Source organism: Ekhidna sp., from assembly GCF_039960695.1.
Lineage (GTDB): Bacteria > Bacteroidota > Bacteroidia > Cytophagales > Cyclobacteriaceae > Ekhidna.
Window position 1 is genome coordinate 482331 of sequence record NZ_JBDVKP010000004.1, and the last position, 19099, is coordinate 501429.

18 protein-coding genes are annotated in these 19099 nt (G+C 38.6%); 8 read left to right on the plus strand and 10 right to left on the minus strand.

Going from position 1 to position 19099, the window contains the following annotated elements:
• Positions 1-12 precede the first annotated feature (12 nt).
• From ABJG98_RS02885 to ABJG98_RS02930, 10 genes are all read right to left on the minus strand, one after another.
• Positions 13-1020 carry a hypothetical protein gene (locus ABJG98_RS02885; protein ID WP_348277959.1) on the minus strand — a complete coding sequence of 336 codons (1008 nt, stop codon included), beginning with the start codon at positions 1018-1020 and terminating at the stop codon, positions 13-15.
• Between the two features lie 72 nt (positions 1021-1092).
• A complete protein-coding gene (locus ABJG98_RS02890) occupies positions 1093-1818 on the minus strand; it encodes a phage Gp37/Gp68 family protein (RefSeq protein WP_348277960.1) in 726 nt (241 codons plus the stop codon).
• Between the two features lie 3 nt (positions 1819-1821).
• A complete protein-coding gene (gene tcmP / locus ABJG98_RS02895; RefSeq protein WP_348277961.1) occupies positions 1822-2997 on the minus strand; it encodes a three-Cys-motif partner protein TcmP in 1176 nt (391 codons plus the stop codon).
• A 1141-nt stretch (positions 2998-4138) separates the two neighbouring features.
• Positions 4139-4381 carry a hypothetical protein gene (locus tag ABJG98_RS02900; protein WP_348277962.1) on the minus strand — a complete coding sequence of 81 codons (243 nt, stop codon included), beginning with the start codon at positions 4379-4381 and terminating at the stop codon, positions 4139-4141.
• A 7-nt stretch (positions 4382-4388) separates the two neighbouring features.
• The gene (locus tag ABJG98_RS02905; RefSeq protein ID WP_348277963.1) at positions 4389-4784 is read right to left on the minus strand and encodes a hypothetical protein; all 396 of its coding nucleotides are present in this window, start codon (positions 4782-4784) and stop codon (positions 4389-4391) included.
• 52 nt (positions 4785-4836) lie between these two features.
• Positions 4837-5640: an HNH endonuclease gene (locus ABJG98_RS02910; protein ID WP_348277964.1), complete on the minus strand. Its 804-nt coding sequence runs from the start codon at positions 5638-5640 to the stop codon at positions 4837-4839.
• A complete protein-coding gene (locus ABJG98_RS02915) occupies positions 5637-7154 on the minus strand; it encodes an ATP-binding protein (protein ID WP_348277965.1) in 1518 nt (505 codons plus the stop codon). The genes ABJG98_RS02910 and ABJG98_RS02915 overlap by 4 nt, the downstream gene beginning before the upstream one ends.
• Positions 7155-7160: 6 nt before the next feature.
• On the minus strand, positions 7161-7946 hold the full coding sequence (locus ABJG98_RS02920; protein ID WP_348277966.1) for a hypothetical protein: 786 nt from the start codon (positions 7944-7946) through the stop codon (positions 7161-7163).
• Complete coding sequence (locus tag ABJG98_RS02925; protein WP_348278095.1) at positions 7939-9165, minus strand: DEAD/DEAH box helicase; 1227 nt, start codon at positions 9163-9165, stop codon at positions 7939-7941. The genes ABJG98_RS02920 and ABJG98_RS02925 overlap by 8 nt, the downstream gene beginning before the upstream one ends.
• On the minus strand, positions 9140-10063 hold the full coding sequence (locus ABJG98_RS02930; protein ID WP_348277967.1) for a site-specific DNA-methyltransferase: 924 nt from the start codon (positions 10061-10063) through the stop codon (positions 9140-9142). Before ABJG98_RS02930 ends, ABJG98_RS02925 begins: the two co-directional genes overlap by 26 nt.
• A 147-nt stretch (positions 10064-10210) precedes the next feature.
• Between ABJG98_RS02930 and ABJG98_RS02935 the strand changes: the two genes are divergently transcribed.
• The 8 genes from ABJG98_RS02935 (at position 10211) to ABJG98_RS02970 (ending at position 18978) form a co-directional block, all read left to right on the plus strand.
• Entirely contained in the window at positions 10211-10789 is a 579-nt protein-coding gene (locus ABJG98_RS02935) for a hypothetical protein (protein ID WP_348277968.1), read from the plus strand.
• Between the two features lie 587 nt (positions 10790-11376).
• Positions 11377-11754, plus strand: coding sequence for a GntR family transcriptional regulator (locus tag ABJG98_RS02940; protein WP_348277969.1), 378 nt, complete (start codon positions 11377-11379; stop codon positions 11752-11754).
• A gap of 53 nt (positions 11755-11807) precedes the next feature.
• Complete coding sequence (locus tag ABJG98_RS02945; protein ID WP_348277970.1) at positions 11808-12677, plus strand: ABC transporter ATP-binding protein; 870 nt, start codon at positions 11808-11810, stop codon at positions 12675-12677.
• Positions 12677-13351, plus strand: a complete 675-nt coding sequence (locus ABJG98_RS02950; protein WP_348277971.1) for an ABC-2 transporter permease — start codon at positions 12677-12679, stop codon at positions 13349-13351. Before ABJG98_RS02945 ends, ABJG98_RS02950 begins: the two co-directional genes overlap by 1 nt.
• A complete protein-coding gene (locus tag ABJG98_RS02955) occupies positions 13348-13983 on the plus strand; it encodes an ABC-2 transporter permease (RefSeq protein WP_348277972.1) in 636 nt (211 codons plus the stop codon). The genes ABJG98_RS02950 and ABJG98_RS02955 overlap by 4 nt, the downstream gene beginning before the upstream one ends.
• A gap of 70 nt (positions 13984-14053) precedes the next feature.
• Complete coding sequence (locus tag ABJG98_RS02960; RefSeq protein ID WP_348277973.1) at positions 14054-14368, plus strand: YbjQ family protein; 315 nt, start codon at positions 14054-14056, stop codon at positions 14366-14368.
• A 41-nt stretch (positions 14369-14409) separates the two neighbouring features.
• The gene (locus tag ABJG98_RS02965) at positions 14410-15297 is read left to right on the plus strand and encodes an ABC transporter ATP-binding protein (protein ID WP_348277974.1); all 888 of its coding nucleotides are present in this window, start codon (positions 14410-14412) and stop codon (positions 15295-15297) included.
• Positions 15298-15330: 33 nt separating this feature from the next.
• Positions 15331-18978 (plus strand): M1 family aminopeptidase, encoded by a 3648-nt coding sequence (locus ABJG98_RS02970; RefSeq protein WP_348277975.1) that lies wholly within the window; start codon positions 15331-15333, stop codon positions 18976-18978.
• Positions 18979-19099 lie beyond the last annotated feature (121 nt).

Here is a 19099-nt window from a genome sequence, read left to right on the forward strand (position 1 = left end):
ATTATCTCCCATTTAAAGCTTGTAACTAGAAACTCTAACCCAGTTGATAATATTTCCTTTGAAAGGCCTATACCATTTTGAGACTTTTTTCCCCTCTCCAATTCCTAATTCGTTTATTCTCTCATCTAACTGCTTAATTGTTGGAACATTATGTATGATCATTTCAATCAACATTCGAGATGCAATTATTTGAGCATAATCGAGATAATTATCAAAATACTTGTAGTCTTCCTTTTTCATTCCAAAGTGAACAAGCTTCGACCTATAGTTATATAATTTTTTCACTTTTTCAAGAATCGACTTACCAGTTTCCAAGTTTTCCCCGCACAAGACGGCAAGATTTCTTCTAAATCTAAATGTTAGTTGCTCTGCTGTTGGCACAATACTCTCTAAACAAATGCAAAGACTAACAAATGACATTTCAAGATCATTGACCCTGAATGACCCAGAATAGTATCTCATTGAGTTTGCCACATACTGGAGTTTCGGAATCCTTTCCTTGATCACCCTCAAGAATTTGCTACTTAGTTCTAGCTGATCTTCGGGGTAGTTAAAATGATACTTATACCAATCTTCATCAGATGGCCATCTAGTCCTATTATTATAGGTACTTAATCCTCCAATATGCATTGAATTGCCATCAAATATTTGAACATCTATAATGTGTTTAATAGATATTATTGATGGATGCATCAAACGTATTGCCTCGATTACATCAAAGTAATCATTAACCTCAACTGGCTTCTCAAAATTTAGTGGAACTAGAATATTAAACTCATCATACCCCCCTACATAGCCAGCATCATTACCACCTCTTAGAACCCACTTTTCAAAATACTCCCAGTTGTACTCAAAACTATCTCCTTTTGATAGAGACTTAATAAAATCTTTAAATTCATCATTCTTGACGTGAAGGCTTCTTATCCCCCAGGGAGATAAATCCAACTTGGATAGCTCAACTAATGAGCCATCAACAACAGCAATCGAAATAAAATGATAATCTTCCTTACGCTTTGACAAACTTACTTTCTTAGTTATGTAATTCTAATTAAAAAGAAGGACGACCAAGTTAAGATCATTGATCATTTAAAATCAAACACTCAACTGCAACTCAATTTCTGGCATCTCGTCATAGGTCTTCCCATTAAGTACTCTCCCATTTTTCTTCTTATTCTTACCACCCCATTGTTTAAAGAAGAAAGCTACCTCGCTTTGCTCGCATTGCTCTTGAATATCTAACACCCATTCTGATTTCATTGGTCTTGGTTTACGACCACTTTCACCACCAACGATTACCCAATCCATCTTTTCAAGGTTCAATTTGGACAAGGGACCAATAAGTGGTTCCAAAGAAAGAAACTTCACTTTTGCATCCGTTTTTCTAAGACAATCTATCCTTGATTCTACCCTTTGATCTTCAACTGAAACACCCATCCATATATTGTGAGACCACTTCAACTTTGGGCTTAATTCAAGAAGTCGCTCCGCTCTTTTAGTAAGTACTTGAAAAACGTGTTGAGGATTTTCACGCATTACCGTGAAAACCTTTTGAATAAACTCAAACGGAACACTCTTATGAAATAGATCACTCATGGAATTAACAAATACGACTTTAGATTTTTTCCATGTATAAGGTGTTTTCAATGCTTCTTCATGTGTTCTAACCATGAAGTTATCTTTATACTTTTCAATGCCCATTGCCTGAAGCCTTTTAGACATAATCTCAGCGTAGCAGAATTTGCATCCTTGTGAAATTTTGGAACATCCTGTTGTTGGATTCCAAGTCATTTCTGTCCATTCTATTGATGATTTAGCCATATGTTAATTATTCAGTTTCAAAATATAGTAAACTTTGGGTTCCTGACTTTTGTAATTTCTATAGTTGATATAAAAGGCTCTCGGAGGAGCTTCAGTATCATCGCTCACGAAACGAACCTCTAGTTGTTGTTTAGATTGCCAACCCCTAAGAAGTTCATTAGTATGCTTTGGTAAAAAGCTCTTCAGAAGCGTAAACTCATATAATCCTCTATTTGACCTCTTCTTCTCAGCAAGAAATTCGGTTAAGTCTTTCTTCAGTACTTTCAATTTCTTCTTGTACTTCGCTTTATTATCAACATCATCAAACAGCCCCAACTGGTCTCCTTCCAATTTGTATCCCTCACCTCGATATTCGTCCAATTGCCACTTTGCTCCTAGAATTTTTTCTAAGCCAAATAAGTTTGGAGTGAGGAAAAACAAGGCGTAGTAGTTTGATTTATCACGTTGGATGTAGTAGGAAGAAGAGTAATATTTCCCTAGGGTTAGTGCTGATTCTATTTCTGAAATGTAGTGAAAAATGTCGGTGATTTGATTGTTTCTAATAGCGTGAGTCTCATGGAAAAAATCTTCTATAAATTCCTTAAGCCTAATATATCCTGTGTTAGTGGTATTTTCTTTTTGAGCAACGGTACTGAAACGATACATCTGAGCAACTGGAAGAAATAAGAGTATTTCGGTATTCTTTTTTCTCATGAGAGAATCAATATCCCCTTTGTGGATTTCCTTATAACCATATGGATCAATTAGAATTAGATTCCTAATTGTTGATGATTGCTTAGCAATTTGTTTCTTAAGAATTCCTATAATTTCCTCTGAGTCTTTGTTGTGAAATTCGAAGTTGCAAACTTTAGTCATACGCTCAAGGTAATTTCTCACCTTGTCAACTTTTTCGGCTTCTCCGTCATTGATAATCAATTTTAGTGGCTTCAGTTTCCAATTTCGACTATTGAAGAGTCTTTTAGTTCTGACAATGCTGTTGTAAGCTAGAATTGGGCTGCCAAATTTTTCATCCTTATAGATTCCTGTACCACAAAAAATATCATATATATTGACTGCAGTAGTGAATTGCGCTAATGACAAAATAGTTAAGAACTTACCCAAATAGGTCTGGTACAAATCCAATTTTGCCTGCGAATGAGGTAATACTAATTCTTTTGCTTTCTTCTTACGAGGTTTCATTCTTATTTGGTGGGCAATGAATGAAGTCTCAATCTAACCAAATTTGGCATTATTACAGAAAACGTAAAGATGATAATAGTTGATTCTAAGACGCACACATTCACCACTCTCCTTCCCTCCTGGCCAACATCCCTCGCTGCGGCATGGTAATTCCTCGCTCGGTAGGAGTGGCGAAAGAGTGCTCCACTTCTACAATAAATTGATATGACTACTCTCTAGTACGAAACCCTGCGCTAACTATTAATCCTGCCCAACACCAAAGCTATCTTAACATAACGCAGAGACATTATATAACACCGCTAGTGATTTGCTGTTTGTGAGCTTTAGCGAACAATTAACATAAAATCAGATATGTAATGTGCGACTGCCTGTGCGCTTGGTCAGTTACATATCGGTTACGATTTTATGTTGAAAGCAAATCACGGTAAGCTTTCCATAAACTCCTTTTGTATATCGGTACAGATCTTATGTTAAGGCAAATCACGGCAATCTCGATCCTGCTCTTAAAATACGAAAGCAATCACGGCCAACTCCAGAACCCATTGATTATATAATTAGACGTTTAATTAGACGTTATATTAACCGGGCCGACGTTTCGGTAGCCGCTCGGCCAGCGCACAAACCCTGCGCTCTGCCGTGCCCTGACCAAACGGCTATTAATAGTTTTCCCTACGCTATTTCAGGCTCTGGCCTGATGACCAACCCAAATGCAAGAGAATCTCAGGCAAAGCTTATCGCTCTATTTTGAAGTATTCTGTACCAATGTCGATTTAATCTTAAATATTGAATTCTCAGCGATTAGAAAACGCCTGCCAAACACTTGTGTTTTCCCGACCCATCGTATCGTAGATCGAATAGCTCACAAATTGATTGATTGGTTTTCGTATGGTGTTCGCTTGATGCCCTCATGCCGGGCAGGCAAATACTTTTGGCATTGGCCCAAAAGTATTCAAAAGCCCTAGCCAAAATAATCACCTTCCCAACGCTCATGCCATCACACGCCCCGGGCATTTTGGCTTTGCCATCCCACCTGGGCGTAAACTCGAGCCGTGGTGGCTTTCATCTTTTTTCATTGCCGGGCCGACGTTTCGGTGAAAAAGTAAACAAAAAATCTAGACAGAAGACTCTACTTAACATAATGTTAGGTCAACATAACTTTATCAGGTTCTATAAATTTAAATAGATGGCTATACTGCTTTCCTGATTTGGTATTTGGGTGAGTTCGTATTCTGATTTGTTCAGGTGGTGCAAATTCACCTGATTTCTTTCTATAAAGATTTCTATCAGCAATCTCTCGACTTATTTCTTCTAGACTGGCAGTCCTATCATCTTTAGAAAGTAAAATGATTGCGATTGCTTCATGAAGTTTCAATAGATTTTCCATTTGTGTATCATATTTTGTTAACCATTACCTCAAATCCATACTTCTCAACAAATTCTTTCATAGTATGCTGATTCAAATTGATACCATACTCGGGATTCTTGACGGCAGAGTCAGTGAACAGCTGATTAGGTATATTCCAGACTGTTGAAGGAAATAAATACTTAGTTGGTTTCTGATCATCTACAAACAGAACTAGCCCAATCCAGAGATCGTCTCTCAAACCTCTTTCCAAATCCTTCTTTGAAATGAAAGCATAGTTGGTTTTCTCAACATTAATCTGACGACATAGAATATCGTACTCTTGCTCCCCTACTCTGTTTTGTACTTTGAAATGCGCTCCATAGTGATTTAGATAGCTCTGGATAACATGATGATCTTCAGAGAGCAAAAAAGCCGATTTCATTATGGCCTCTGCTAGTTGATCTAGCTTGGAAAACGGGCGAAGTTGAGACCATTTATTCTTCAAAACTTTCAAAAATGTTTTCTCGATGGAATTTTAAATATTCTTCCTTCATTTGATACTTTTTTGGAGATGCTATCTTCTTACCTTGAACACGTAGCAGGGCTCCTCTAATTTCGGAGCTGAGGGTATTTGCCCTCTTTGTAATAACCACCTTGAGTTTTTCATCTAAGGTTAAGTAACCCTTATCAAATAATTTGTCATACAAGATTGAAAGACAAAGTCCGTTTCTTGGATCTAATCTGGACTGAATTTCTACACTCCAAGGAACGATATGACTTGCAACCAACAAATCCATCTCTTTGACATCTGATATGCAGCATTTCAAGTTGAAATTATTTACAACTCTACTCCTAAAGAGCGACTGTTTGGTTCTTAACTTTATTACTCGTTTTGCATTTTCAATTGAATAATCATTATTGTCAGCAGAAGAAACTAGAACCTTGTTTTTTTTCAATGAAAATGGTAAACTATAAAACTCAGATACGCTTCTTTTTACCTTAGAAATCCTGAAATTGATTGTATGATATTTTATATCTCCAGCCCACCTCTTTTGCTTTTGATATAAGTTTTCAGGAATTAGCACATCGGAAATGAAATCATATGGAATTGCATAATAATCTGTTTCTACATCTTCATCGCCATAGAAAATTATGTTAAAACTTGTTCCTTTTCTCTCTTTATAACCTTCGAGTTCTTTTCTATAGATACTGAAAAAATAATTGGAAGAAGTAGATGCTTTCCTAACATAGTGATGCTCTGATAAAAACTCTCTATTTAGAGCTACAAAGTTTTTCATTCATCTTCGATGTTTTGCTCAATGTTAAAAGCAACTCTTAGTAGCTGATCCTTCAATAATTTTATTGTGTTGGGATTTACGGTGCCTTTCTTGAACCTTGCCATATGCTCTGAAACTCCATCGTATGTACAATGTCTGAGATAATTTAGAGTTCCATGATCGCCAGTGACTTGATTCCAATGCGGATGAGATGCGTTAACGATGATTATTACTTCATCTCTTTGAGTAGCTTCTACTAAGACGTAGGGGTCATTGGGAGACATTTCTGCATCGATATAGACTTTGACAAATATTCCACCAATCTCTCCTTCAACCTCAGGTTGGGCTCGTTCTTCTATCGTTTCCGCAATAGCATGAATTTGTGCATTAACCTCTTCATCACTTGGAACAATGGTCAGCGAAATTTTATCAACCATTTCAGGAGAAAAGAGCTCTCTCTTCAATTCATCAATAGCTACATCAGTCTCAGCCTGCGAAGGCCCTCTCCCGTCATCCAGAGCCTTTTTCGGAATTTTAGCTATATCACGATAGTCTTTGCAAGCTTCATAAAGTTTGTTTTCTACTTCTTCTTCTTGGCCACCAAACCATTGAATGTCATCCTTTGTGTGACTTACTTCGAAACCGTCAAGATGTATTTCCCCAATTAAGCGTTGGTTTACTAAATCATTGGAACCCTCTTCTTGCCCATAAATAGTACTTGGTCTCCAAGCCTTAGGCCAACCTTTAATTACTCTGTTTGACTGTAATATTGAAAAACCTGCACTTGCTCGACTGCCACTATTTAAAATCCCAACCCAACCTGCAACCGTTTTTGATTCTTCAGTTTCTTCATCTATCGTGAACTCAAAAGTTTTATGATAGGAATTACCATCTCTATCTGATAAAAACTCTGGTTCTTGCCAAGTTAATAACTCACCTTGCCACTCAAGACTTAACCTTTCCTCTCTGATGTCAATTCGATACATGGAACTTAGATAATCACGAATCTTACCAAGAGTTCTTCCATGAAATTGACGATTCAAGTCAGTGATTTCAACAATGGTGTAAGATTTATCAGCTAATTTATCTCCCGTCTCAATATGCTCTAGAGTATTATTTCCACTAGCGACTTCTTCAACATCAACTTTAATATAGTGTTCAATAGTTTCTCCTAGTTTCTTCGTACGAACGCTCCATTTGTTCCCAAGCCAACATGCAGATGTCTTTAAACCTAATCCGTATTTAGATCTTCCTGAAGTCCTGCTGGTGGTCTTCCCAATATGTAAAGCATCTTCGAGTTCATCACCTGTCATTCCAATTGAGTTATCTGAAACTCTCAGAACATCGGAATTTTTGTCATAAACCACAACTACATGTAATCTTTCTCCGCTCTTGTCAAACTTCTTAGTCAATTCCTCTAAGTGATTGAAGAATGATTGAGTTGAATTATCCACTAATTCAGCCATTGCATGCCACGGAGAATATGACAATCGTTTATAAGACTTAATTATGTCAGGCCCTACTTTAAATTCCATATGTACTTATTTATGTTCTTTTATGTGATATCTACTATCAGGCTCTTTTAGCAAAACGTATTCTTTTTTTATATCTAACGGATTATAACTTATCGGATAAAGATAAACTGCATCCATAATATCCATTCTTTTCCATTCAGTTATTGACCCATCAATTTTAATAGTAACCTTTTCCTTATCCGGAACACTCAGAATGCTTGGAGAATCAATTTTCAAAAAATTAGTAAGCAAATGGGCGAATTGGCACTTAGATCTACCCATTCCAAATTTGTGTGGATAATCTCCATTTACCCTATAAATATGATTTCCACTTTCGGATCTAAAGATTTGGAATACTGAAAGTATTGCATTGTGTTTTTCAAGTTTTGCTCCCCAATCTTTCTTTGGAATATCCAATACTACCATTACTCGAGGCTGCTTTCCTTTCATCAATACTTTTAATTTTTCAATATCGAGTGCAGGACATTTGCGGTGGAAATAGGAAGCTACATCAGCTCCATAGACTCCAGCGGAAAGGCAATGAACCTGCGGTAACACATGTCCATTCAATGAATGCCGACTCATCTCAACTTCGATGACCCACCAGTTTAAATACTCCTTATCAATAAGCGCTAAATCTGCCTTGGCAGTTCCGTATTCGGATTCAATAATGATGCCCTTAAACGGAATAGTGTAGTAATCAGGATAAAGCGTTTCAGCATTTTCTAAGAAAAAGTTTTCAAACTCAGATTCTCTCAACGCCTTTGCTGAAACTTCATCGAACCACTCGTTATTTATCAGTAGCCTAGCCATTCAATTGAAATTCCGATTTGATCCACTTTACGTCAATGTGTTCCTGCAACTTCAGGTATTCCTTCATCAATCGTTGCTTTTCTTGGAGAGACGCATATATTGTATAGACATAAGCCTTTTCCTTCCCTTCAGCTGGTCTTAGGACACGGCCTAATCTTTGAATTCTTTGTCTGTTACTGGCTGTAGAACTGGCTATAATAGCAACTGATGTTTTTGGGACATCCATACCTTCATCAAGTGCCTTACAAGTCACGAGAATATTAAAGATGCCTTTTTTAAATAACCTTAAGTTATCCCTTCTTATTTCTGCACCTACCCCAGAATGATATATTACAGATGTCTGCCCTCGCTCGTTTAAAACCTTAAGAATAGCATTCGCACCGTCAATACTTTCATGAAAAATTATTGTTTTTCGATTTCTATTTTCTTCTAATAATTTGACTGCCACTGGAACTCTAACTAAAGCTTCATTGGATATTCTTGACCTTTTGATGAGAAGCATCTCAATCTTGTGTCTATCTCCCTCACCTTCCTCTTTCTTACTTAAAAGAAATTTGAGTCTTTTTGAGATCTTGTCATACTCTTTTTTCTCATGAGGCAATAGATCAATTTCCACATTGATTAGTTCAAAAGGAGAGATGACATTATCATTCAGAGCTTGTAGGTAGTTATACTTATAAATAACCCGTCCTAATCTCGGTATTATGTACTTTTTTAATCCTAGGTCGTACTCTCTATCAGGAGTTGCAGATAAGCCTAAAGTTGCAGCATAAGAGCCCTTAATAGATTCACTGTTGGCCGGACTTCCAGCTCTATGACATTCATCAACTATCAATAAATACTGTTCTTTGTTTTTGAGATTTTTGAGGACATTTCTAGCAGTATTAATCACTAGAAGATTTACCTCATTAAATTTCTTAGGTTTCTCCTGACCAGAAAAACAACTGATATGTTCTCTTGATACTGATAAATCTTCTTCGAACCCCAAATACCATTGATCAAGCAGAGTTATTGTTGGAACAATAACTATGAGTTTCTTGTCGGGAAATGCTTTCTTGAATTCACTAATGCAGAAAAATGCAAATAATGTTTTGCCACCACCAGTTACAACACTAACAATGCCTTTGAAATCCTGTTTCCATTTCTTTAAAGCCTGTTTTTGCCATCCTCTTGGAGTATACTTTGGTTTCCAACTATTTTGCCGCTTTTGCTTTATAATATTTTAATTTATTTCCTTTATCAAACCTACCCACTGATCCCTTTATGTATTCTTCATTAGGCTCGGTTGCTAACCAATTTCTACCTAATCGTTCAGCAATCGCTCCTGTTGTATTACTTCCTCCGAACGGATCCATAACAAGATCGTCTCTATCGGTCAAGAACTTTATGAAGAATTCAACCAAGGACTCCGGCATTCTCGCTGGGTGTGGGGTAAGGTTATTTTTTTTACAATATAACTGATATGGAGTTCCAGATTGGGTATTTGCAGAAGAAATTACATTTGACGGAATAGCCCCTTGATTATCACTTAAAAAAGATTTCTCTCCGATGCTGTGTTCTGATGGTCTCGTGCCCGAATTGTAAGTACCGTTTTCAAGTAGCTTTTTCATAGAATCACTATACTCTACTAAAACGTTCTTGTTGTTTGCTTTGGGCTTTGGAGTCTTGCTCATCCACCAAATATGTGTAAATGAATCTTTTACTCTTATTCTATCAATATTAACCCATTGAGCTGGTGTTGGCAGTTTAGCTGTATTATTCCAAATGAACTGTTGGCACAAATAGTAATTCCCCATTTCTTGAAATTCAAGCAAAGATTTCAATGCTAACGTAGACATGACTGGTTGACCTTTTTCCCATGAATTGCCTACTTCCATTACAATTGAGCCATCATCTTGCAAGTAGTCTCTAAACTTAAGTGCTAACGAAGAAATCCACTTTAGATATTCTTCACCTTGTAGGTTACCATACTTTTTCTTGCGATTCAATGGAAACGGAGGTGAAGTCAGGATAAGATTTATTTTTCCCTTGTATTTATCAAATTTCTTAGATTCTAATGCCTTTTCAATTTTGCAATTGTAAAATATTCCCAATTCTGTCTTATACGCAATCCTCATTAGATCGAAGAATTTTTAGTGTGAAATTAGACGATCGAAGAGCTTTATGCTAAAATAAAATTGCTTTTCTGAATTCACTTGGGTATTATGTCCAATAGGTCAGAGTTCTGAGTAAATATTTTCAAACCATATATTTATCTTTTAAAGATGAGTTGGGAGATTATTTCCGAGAAAAAGAAAACTTGTCCCTGTAAAAGTGGATTCTATACGGTCACACTGAAATTGGATGATTGGAATAGAATGGAGGAGTTTTGGAACATGAATTGTTCACATTGTGAGGATGACTACATTCTTCACCATGATTTTGTAACAAGTTCTGGTTTGAATGAAAAACGGTACTTCTGGATCAAGAAGTCTCAATGGTTGAAATTTGAGAATCTCAAATCGGAAGCAAAAAAGTTTCGTGATTTGTCTGTTGAGATTGCTCGCCGAGAATATCAGGAATTGTGGAATCAATACTTCTTTAAAAAGAAAAAAAAATTCATCTGGAAAGCATTAACCAACAATGGTTCTGTGTATCCTTCCCTATCCACGTTCTACACTCATATTAAAGAATGGGGTATTGAACAATACTTGAGCGATTTTTTCAAGAACTACAATTCACTGGCCCTTCAAATCCTCAATGTTGAGAACAAAGAAATAAGTTCTCTTAGAGAAAAAGCAAATAGTTTGGAGGAAGAAGCCAATAATCTTCTTGAAACAAATAAGATATCTGGTATTAGGTAAATGAATTCTCATTTTGATCGCACACATTTTCAGCCCCTCTTCCCATACCACACCAAAGCTTCAAATGAGTGCTCCACTCCTTCTAGAAATTGACATGACTACATCCTAGCACGAACCCTGCGCTAACTATTAATTCCTACCCAGAACCGAAGCTATCTTAACATAACGCAGAGACATTATATAACAAAACTAGTGATTTGCCGTAATACGAGCATTTGCGAGTATTTAGCATAAGATCAGATATATAACTGTGTGTCGGCTCTGGCGTGGCTGAGTTGTATATCGGTACAGATCTTATGTTAAGGCAAATCACGGCAATCTCGATCCTGCTCTTAAATGAGAAAGCAAATCACGGCCAACTCCAGAACCCATTGATTACATAATGATATTATGTCTGCGTTCATTCTTCACTTGCTTGGCTCAGCTTGCACCCGTATCGAAACTGCAGACAGCAATTCGATAACGTTAGCGTTTCAACTTTTCTACTCCTGATAGTTGCACATTAAAACTAAAATTGTATACTTGCGTATATATACAGTATATACAGTATGAACGATAGTTACAATTTTGTCCCTATTCAAGAATAAATGAAAGTCATTATCTCAAATTCTTCGCCTGAGCCTATTTATGAGCAAATAGGCAAGCAGATCAAATCCCAGATAATCACTGGAGATCTGGAGGAAGGTGCTGCACTACCATCGATAAGAAAGCTGGCGCAGGAACTTCACATCAGCGTGATCACCACCAAACGAGCCTATGAGGAACTAGAAAAAGAAGGCTTTATTGACACGGTTGCAGGAAAAGGAACATTCGTGGCTATCCAAAACAAAGAAATGCTCCGCGAGAAGAAAATGAAATCCATTGAAGACCAAATGACCGACATGGTCAGTGAAGCTCAAAAAATGGGAATCAGTCTGGAGGAGTTACAGGAAATGCTACTCATCCTTTACAGTGGAGATGATTGACAATAAAAAATTAAATATCGCCCTTAAACATTAAAAAACTCATTTCAAAAAACATGACCAATACATTAGAAATATCAAATCTTTCCAAAAGCTACAAAGGATTTCATCTCAACAACGTCTCTTTTACATTACCTACTGGCTATATCATGGGCTTGATAGGCCCCAATGGAGCTGGAAAGACCACCATCATCAAAACCATCATGAATTTGGTGATGAAGCAGGAAGGATCTGTAAAGGTCTTTGGGATGGACCATCAAGAACAGGAAGTAGCTATCAAGAAACGTATTGGGTTTGTATACGATACCCCTGCTTTTTACGCGCACCTCAACCTCAAGCAACTTAAAAATGTTGTTGCTCCTTTCTATGAAAAATGGGATGATGCCGTTTTCAATGATCTCGTTGATCGATTTGGACTGCCTGAAAACAAGTCTCTGAAGAAATTTTCACGGGGCATGACCATGAAGGCCTCCATCGCCATCGCCCTTTCGCATGATGCAGATTTCATCATCATGGATGAGCCTACCTCTGGTCTGGACCCTGTGGTACGCAGAGAGATGCTGGACTTCCTTCGAGGGATCATGCAAGATGAAAACAAATCCATTTTATTCTCTTCTCATGTGACCACTGATATAGAGCAGGCAGCTGATTATATCACTTATGTAAATGACGGCAAAGTGGTTTTTTCCAAAACCAAAGACGAAGTAAATGAAGCATACGCACTGGTAAAGGGAGGAAATGATTTGCTGGATGATGACACAAAAAAGAGCCTGATTGCCGTAAGATCGGGTGACTATGGTTTTGAAGGACTGACAGCAGATTTGAAAGCTTCCAAAATGATCTTTGGTGATAAAGCTGTTTATGACAAAGCGTCTTTAGAAGACATCATGTTTTTTCACAATCTTCAGCTTAAAAACACTCACTAATGCTAAAGCTGGTAATAAAAGATTTCCGAGCTAATACTATGTACCTGCTTTTACTATTGGTAGTCATTGCTGGCATCAGTGTGGGATTCAATTTCTCCATCATTTCAGAGCTGGACATAGAAACAGAATTGTACGTAGTAGCTGTCATTTTAAGTACTACAGTTGCTTCTAAAGTATTTGCAATCAGCGATAATGAATCAAATGCAGACCTGTTTTTTGCAGGACTTCCTGTAAATCGCAAGCAAATGGTCATTGCCAAATACATTTCATCAGCGATGCTTGTTTTGATCACATTGGGTGTTCATTATCTGGCAATTTTATTAAGTTCAAATGAAACGCTAAGGATGGAGCATGCTTTCATGTATCAGCCACCCATTTGGATTTTAACCTTCCTCCTTCTTACCTTTTCTGATGCTTTCTCATTCCCCTTTTTCGTCCGATTTGGACTAGCAAAAGGAGCTATGGCTTATGGCACCTTCCTGCTCACATTGATGATAGTGACCGTACTCACCATCAACATGCTCAACCCGAGTGATCTCCTTTACGAATGGTTCATCATCCTGACGAATCAACACCCAATCGCACTTATTTCAGAGCTAGCAATTTTCGGATGCTTGATTTTAGGCAGTTCGATGATCATCTCCATAAACGCATTTAAACACAAAGACCTATGAACAAAGACATGATCACCCAACTCATTTACCGAGACTTCAAGGTTTATAAAAAAACCATACTTGCACTCTCTTCCTTCATACTGATATTCAGCATGTTCATCACCTTCATCAATACCAACACCCTTGGAATATTCTCTTCCGGACTAGGAAACATCATTATGATTATCCTTGGTGTTTTTGCAGTAGAACAATCCAATAGCGTCGTGAGGATGCATACAGCCAGCTTGCCGGTGACTAGAAAAGAAATTGTATTTGCGCGATTCCTGTCTTCTTCAATCATTGTTTTGGTAAATACTGTTCTTCACTTCATCGTATTTAACACCATTACCATGACAGTGCATGAAGAGCCGGCCACCACGAGCATTGGTTTGTTCATTTTTGCTTTGGTCTATGGAATCTTTCAGCTTGCGCTATACTATTTCGTTTTCTATCGAGTGAATTTGATTGTTGCTGTAATCATCTTCGTGATGCCAGCCCTACTATGGACATCCATTTCACCAGGAGCTGGATTCTTAAATGATTATATCCCAGGAAATCCTAACTACTTACTGCTATTCACACTAGCTACGCTGATGCTAGTATGCTTGTCATTCTTCACCACAGTGATGCACTACAGAAAAAAGGATCTCTAAAAAACGAAAATGATAACTACAGGATTGGTTTCTATTCCACACAAAACAGTTAATTATAAATAATAATAAAATGATTATTTCAACAACAGACTCAATACCCAATAAAGATATAATAGAAATCACAGGGATCGCCAAGGGCAACACCGTACGAGCCAAACATGTGGGAAGAGACATTTTCGCAGGGCTGAAAAACATCGTGGGTGGTGAAATTCACGAATACACCACGTTGCTTTCTGAGGTTAGAGATGAAGCCATGAAACGCATGATGGACGATGCGAGGCAAATGGGAGCTGATGGAATTATCAATGTACGACTTACCACCTCGGTGGTGATGCAGGGAACTTCAGAGATTCTGGCCTATGGGACGGCAGTGAAGCTGTCTTAGTCAAGATTACCATTGAAAATTCAAAAATATAAACCACAACAATGAAACTGACAATCAAAAATTTAACGAAAACCTACTCCAATGGGGTAAAAGGCATCGACAACCTCAGCCTGGAAATTGGTACGGGAATGTTTGGGCTGCTAGGTCCAAACGGGGCTGGTAAATCATCACTGATGCGCACCATAGCAACACTACAAAGACCAGATACCGGATCACTCACCTTTGGTGATATTGACATTCTCAAAGATCAGACTGAGCTAAGAAAATGCCTTGGATACCTACCCCAGTCCTTTGGGGTGTATCCAAAAATGTCTGCGGAAGACTTGCTACATTATCTAGCCACGCTGAAAGGGGTCAAATCAAAAACTGATCGTAAAAAACTGGTGGATGAAACGTTGGAAATCACCAATCTTTTTGATGTGAGTAAGAAAGATGTATCAGGCTACTCAGGCGGCATGAAGCAGCGTTTTGGCATTGCTCAGCTGCTGCTAAACAATCCAAAACTCATCATTGTGGATGAGCCCACTGCCGGCCTGGACCCAGCGGAGAGAAGTCGATTCCTTAATGTCATTCGTGAGATAGGAACCACTAGCACGGTGATTTTCTCCACCCACATAGTTGATGACGTGAAAGAGCTCTGCACCGACATGGCCATTTTGAATGGAGGACGAATACTTAAACACGCCATTCCTCAAGATTCCCTGAAAGAACTTGAAGGAAAAATTTGGAGTGGCACCATTGATCCGGAGGAGTTAGCAATTACTCAATCAACCTTTAATGTATTGTCTTCGAACTACAACCAAGATAATCGTCTGAACATTCGAATTTATTCAGAATCTAAGCCAGTTGGGGATTTCAAAAAGGCTGTACCCGATTTGGAAGACGTGTATTTCTATACGCTAAAAGAAGATGAGGCAGTTCTCGCCTAAATCTTTCATTACTTCATCAAAAACAAACCCAACATGTTCTATTCCATTTTCAAGCAGGAACTTTCCTATTGGTTTACCAAGCCTCTGTTTTATATCTATTGCACCATTTTCTTGATAGCAGCATTGATGGTGGCATCCATATCAGCAGGAATTTTTGACGAGGTAAGTGCCGCGGTGGATTCTACCCAAATCGTCAACTCTCCCTCCGCTATCACCGGCATGTTTAATACGCTCTCCACGTTGATCATTTTCTTATACCCTACCATTTTTGGAATGTCCGTGTATCGAGATTTCACCTGTGAGATGCATAAAATCCTGTACTCCTACCCTTTCACCAAGGCCAACTACTTATCAGCAAAATTTCTCAGTGCGCTTTTGATCGTTAGCATCATTGTCCTATTTATTGGAATTGGCCTAGCGGTCGGATTTGTGTTGCCAGGCACCAATGATCAATTGACCATTCCTTTTGATCTAATCGCTTATGTTCATGTCTATGCCGTATATACACTACCTAATGCGTTGCTGTACGGATCAATCGTATTTGCCGTGGTTTTGTTTTCGAGAAACCTTACCGTAGGATTTGTCACTGTCATTGTACTATCTCTTATCCAAGGACTAACGGATGTCCTGTTACAAGATCCGGAAAACAGGATATTGGCTGCTTACTTCGACCCATTTGGGTACTCAGCCACCCAATACTACGCTCAGTATTGGACGGTTGCTGAACGCAACGAACTTTATCTTCCGTTTACCGGCCTTATCCTTTACAACAGAGCGCTCTGGCTAAGTATAGCCGCTCTGGTCTCATGGCTTGTCTATCGGTCTTTCTACTTTGGGCAGCAGGCGCTTTCTTTCTCCTTTCGGAAAAAGAGCAGCAAACGTGGATTAAAAAGCAATTTTGGAAATATCACTCAAGTGAGGCTGCCGAGGGTAGTATATGACTTTTCATTTCTGCAAAATTTAAAGATGATGTGGAGGCTATCCAATGTGGATCTGAAATTCATCATAAAAAGTAGACCGTTCATTCTGCTTTCAGCCTTTGGACTCATTATGATCATCGTGGAGCATTCGCAAGCAAATGTTGTGCGAGGCACTGGAATGTTACCCGTAACATCGAAGATGCTCCGCTACAGTGAAGCATTCCAATTTGCTATGATCGTCTGCACCTTCCTGTATACTGGGTTGCTTATTCAGCGTGCAAAAACAACCCAAATGCTCCATTTAGTTGATACCACACCCGTTCAGAATTGGATGTTGATTGGCTCCAAGTTTATCGCCATAACCAAAATACAATTAGTCATGCTGCTGATGGTCATGGTCTCGGGAATTGTGTTCCAATTATATAAAGGCTACTATGATTTTGAAATTGATTTGTATGCGATAGGATTATTTGGAACCAATTTGTGGCAGTTTGTAATCTGGACATTGCTTGCATTCTTAATTCAGACCCTTGTACGAAACGCTTACGTTGGCACTTTTATCCTTATCACACTATTCATGGCTTTTGCCACTCCTTTACTAGCCATGATCGGTATAGAGCAAGATGTATTTGTGTATGGTAGAGGTCCGGGAACATGGTACTCAGACATGAATGGTTTTGGTGAAAGTCTGTCTGCATTTTATGCATACATCTTTTATTGGCTGCTGGCGGGAATACTCCTGCTAATCGGTGCGGGACTGCTGATGGATCGTGGGGTTCCTCAATCCTTTCAGGAACGATTAAAAATGCTGAAATCACGTTTTCATGGTGGAACAAGAATAACTTTCGCAATTATTCTAATTGGGTTCTTTGGGATGGGATTTCGAATTTATTATGAAAACAACATTGCCAACCCATATGCCTCCTCAAAAGAGATTGAGCAGTACCAGGCAGACTGGGAACTGAAATATGGCAAGTACTTAGACGCTGTGCAACCGCGAATTACCGCCATCAATACCTACCTAGATATTTTTCCAGAGTCACTTGATTTCAAGGCAGGCGGTACGTATCAAATGGTGAATAAATCAACCATCCCAATTGATACCATATTCATTAAGTACACAAACTATCGCACCTCCCTTTCATTGGACAAATCCTCTCAATTATTGTCAGAAGACACGATTTTCCGATTCAACAGTTATCTACTCAGTGAGACACTCCTACCGGGTGATTGTCTTGCGTTGACCTTTCATGTTTGGAACAAACCCAACACCTTCTTAAGAAAGCACTCTCCGGTATTGAGCAACGGCACCTTCCTCAACAAACACAAACTGTTTCCATCGATTGGATATCCGGGTGGTGGACTTGAAGATGATCAGATCAGAAAAAAGTACGGCTTGCCAGCAATGGCAGCTACACCATTACCTTCTGACACAGCTGCATTAGCAAATCATTCCCTCTCCAAAGATTCGGACTGGGTTGATTTTGAAACAACCGTCAGTACTTCGCTAGACCAGACAGCCATTGCACCCGGATATTTACAGAAAGAATGGGTGGAGAATGGACGCAGATACTTTCATTATAAAATGGATAGCAAAATGCTCAATCTCTACTCTTTCAATTCTGCCAAGTATGAAATCAAAAAAGACCGTTGGAATGACGTTAGTTTGGAAATTTACTATCACAAAGGGCATGAATATAACCTGGATAGAATGATGGATGGAATGAAGGCCGCCTTAGCTTATTGTTCCAAAAATTTTAGTCCATATCAACACAAGCAGGCGCAAATTATAGAGTTTCCCAAAACTTTTGGGAATTTTGCACAAGCATATCCCAACACCATTCCCTTCTCCGAGGGGCGCGGGTTTATAGCAGACGTAGATGACTCGGAAGATGGAGGCGTTGACTATGCGTTTGATGTCACGGTGCATGAAATGGCGCATCAATGGTGGGCACATCAGGTAATTGGTGCAGACGTTGCTGGTGCAGGAGTATTGGCAGAGGGGTTGGCTGATTACGTTCGGTTGCAGGTGCTGAAGCAGCACTATGGAGAAGACAAAATGCGTAAGTATTTAAAATACGCAACGGATAAGTACCTGAGGGATCGAGGGGATGATCGTAAAGGAGAAAATCCTGTCATTCATGAAGACAATCAGCCCTACATTCGGTATTCCAAAGCGTCAGTAGTGCTATACACCCTCAGCGACTACATCGGTGAGGAGACCATGAATGCAGCGTTAAGCAGCTATGTGGAACATGTAAAATTTCAGGAGGCACCTTACACAACCTCATTGGAATTGGTGAAATTCCTCAGAGCCACAACTCCGGATTCTCTCCAGTATACCATTACGGATATGTTTGAGACCATCACTTTGTATAATAACAAAATGATAAATGCGACTTCCAAAAAGCTAGAGAATGGACAATATCAAGTGGAACTTGAATTTCAAGTAACTAAATACAGAAGCGATGAGACAGGAAATCGAAGCTATGGAGAGCAGATGGAAGAAACAGAGCAAAACATCCGTTCAATTGCTTTAGCCGACTATTTAGATATTGGCATTTTTGGTGAGCAAACGGAGAATGGAATTACAAAAGAAATAACACTCTACTTGCAAAAACATAAAATCACTTCTATAGACAATAAGCTCACCATTACGTTGGCCCAAAAGCCTGTTACAGTGGGTGTAGATCCGTACAATAAGTTGATAGATACGGATTCGAACGATAACAGCATGAAAGTAAAAGAAATAATGCGCTAGAGAGGAAACGCTTTTGACTCCATTTACTATCTCTAATACACCGTGTATGCAAAGTAGGAAAGTGACGTTTACGGTTCTTTGTTTGTCTTTTTGCTAACAAGAATTGTACAGATTTCATTTC

Bases quoted from the DNA above. Each gene is read 5' to 3' on its own strand.
- ABJG98_RS02905 (WP_348277963.1), bottom strand. From the start codon at position 4,784: ATGAAATCGGCTTTTTTGCTCTCTGAAGATCATCATGTTATCCAGAGC.
- ABJG98_RS02955 (WP_348277972.1), top strand. From the start codon at position 13,348: ATGAACAAAGACATGATCACCCAACTCATTTACCGAGACTTCAAGGTT.
- ABJG98_RS02970 (WP_348277975.1), top strand. From the start codon at position 15,331: ATGTTCTATTCCATTTTCAAGCAGGAACTTTCCTATTGGTTTACCAAG.
- ABJG98_RS02935 (WP_348277968.1), top strand. From the start codon at position 10,211: ATGAGTTGGGAGATTATTTCCGAGAAAAAGAAAACTTGTCCCTGTAAA.
- ABJG98_RS02900 (WP_348277962.1), bottom strand. From the start codon at position 4,381: ATGGAAAATCTATTGAAACTTCATGAAGCAATCGCAATCATTTTACTT.
- ABJG98_RS02940 (WP_348277969.1), top strand. From the start codon at position 11,377: ATGAAAGTCATTATCTCAAATTCTTCGCCTGAGCCTATTTATGAGCAA.
- ABJG98_RS02950 (WP_348277971.1), top strand. From the start codon at position 12,677: ATGCTAAAGCTGGTAATAAAAGATTTCCGAGCTAATACTATGTACCTG.
- tcmP (WP_348277961.1), bottom strand. From the start codon at position 2,997: ATGAAACCTCGTAAGAAGAAAGCAAAAGAATTAGTATTACCTCATTCG.
- ABJG98_RS02910 (WP_348277964.1), bottom strand. From the start codon at position 5,640: ATGAAAAACTTTGTAGCTCTAAATAGAGAGTTTTTATCAGAGCATCAC.
- ABJG98_RS02945 (WP_348277970.1), top strand. From the start codon at position 11,808: ATGACCAATACATTAGAAATATCAAATCTTTCCAAAAGCTACAAAGGA.
- ABJG98_RS02915 (WP_348277965.1), bottom strand. From the start codon at position 7,154: ATGGAATTTAAAGTAGGGCCTGACATAATTAAGTCTTATAAACGATTG.
- ABJG98_RS02960 (WP_348277973.1), top strand. From the start codon at position 14,054: ATGATTATTTCAACAACAGACTCAATACCCAATAAAGATATAATAGAA.
- ABJG98_RS02920 (WP_348277966.1), bottom strand. From the start codon at position 7,946: ATGGCTAGGCTACTGATAAATAACGAGTGGTTCGATGAAGTTTCAGCA.
- ABJG98_RS02930 (WP_348277967.1), bottom strand. From the start codon at position 10,063: ATGAGGATTGCGTATAAGACAGAATTGGGAATATTTTACAATTGCAAA.
- ABJG98_RS02890 (WP_348277960.1), bottom strand. From the start codon at position 1,818: ATGGCTAAATCATCAATAGAATGGACAGAAATGACTTGGAATCCAACA.
- ABJG98_RS02965 (WP_348277974.1), top strand. From the start codon at position 14,410: ATGAAACTGACAATCAAAAATTTAACGAAAACCTACTCCAATGGGGTA.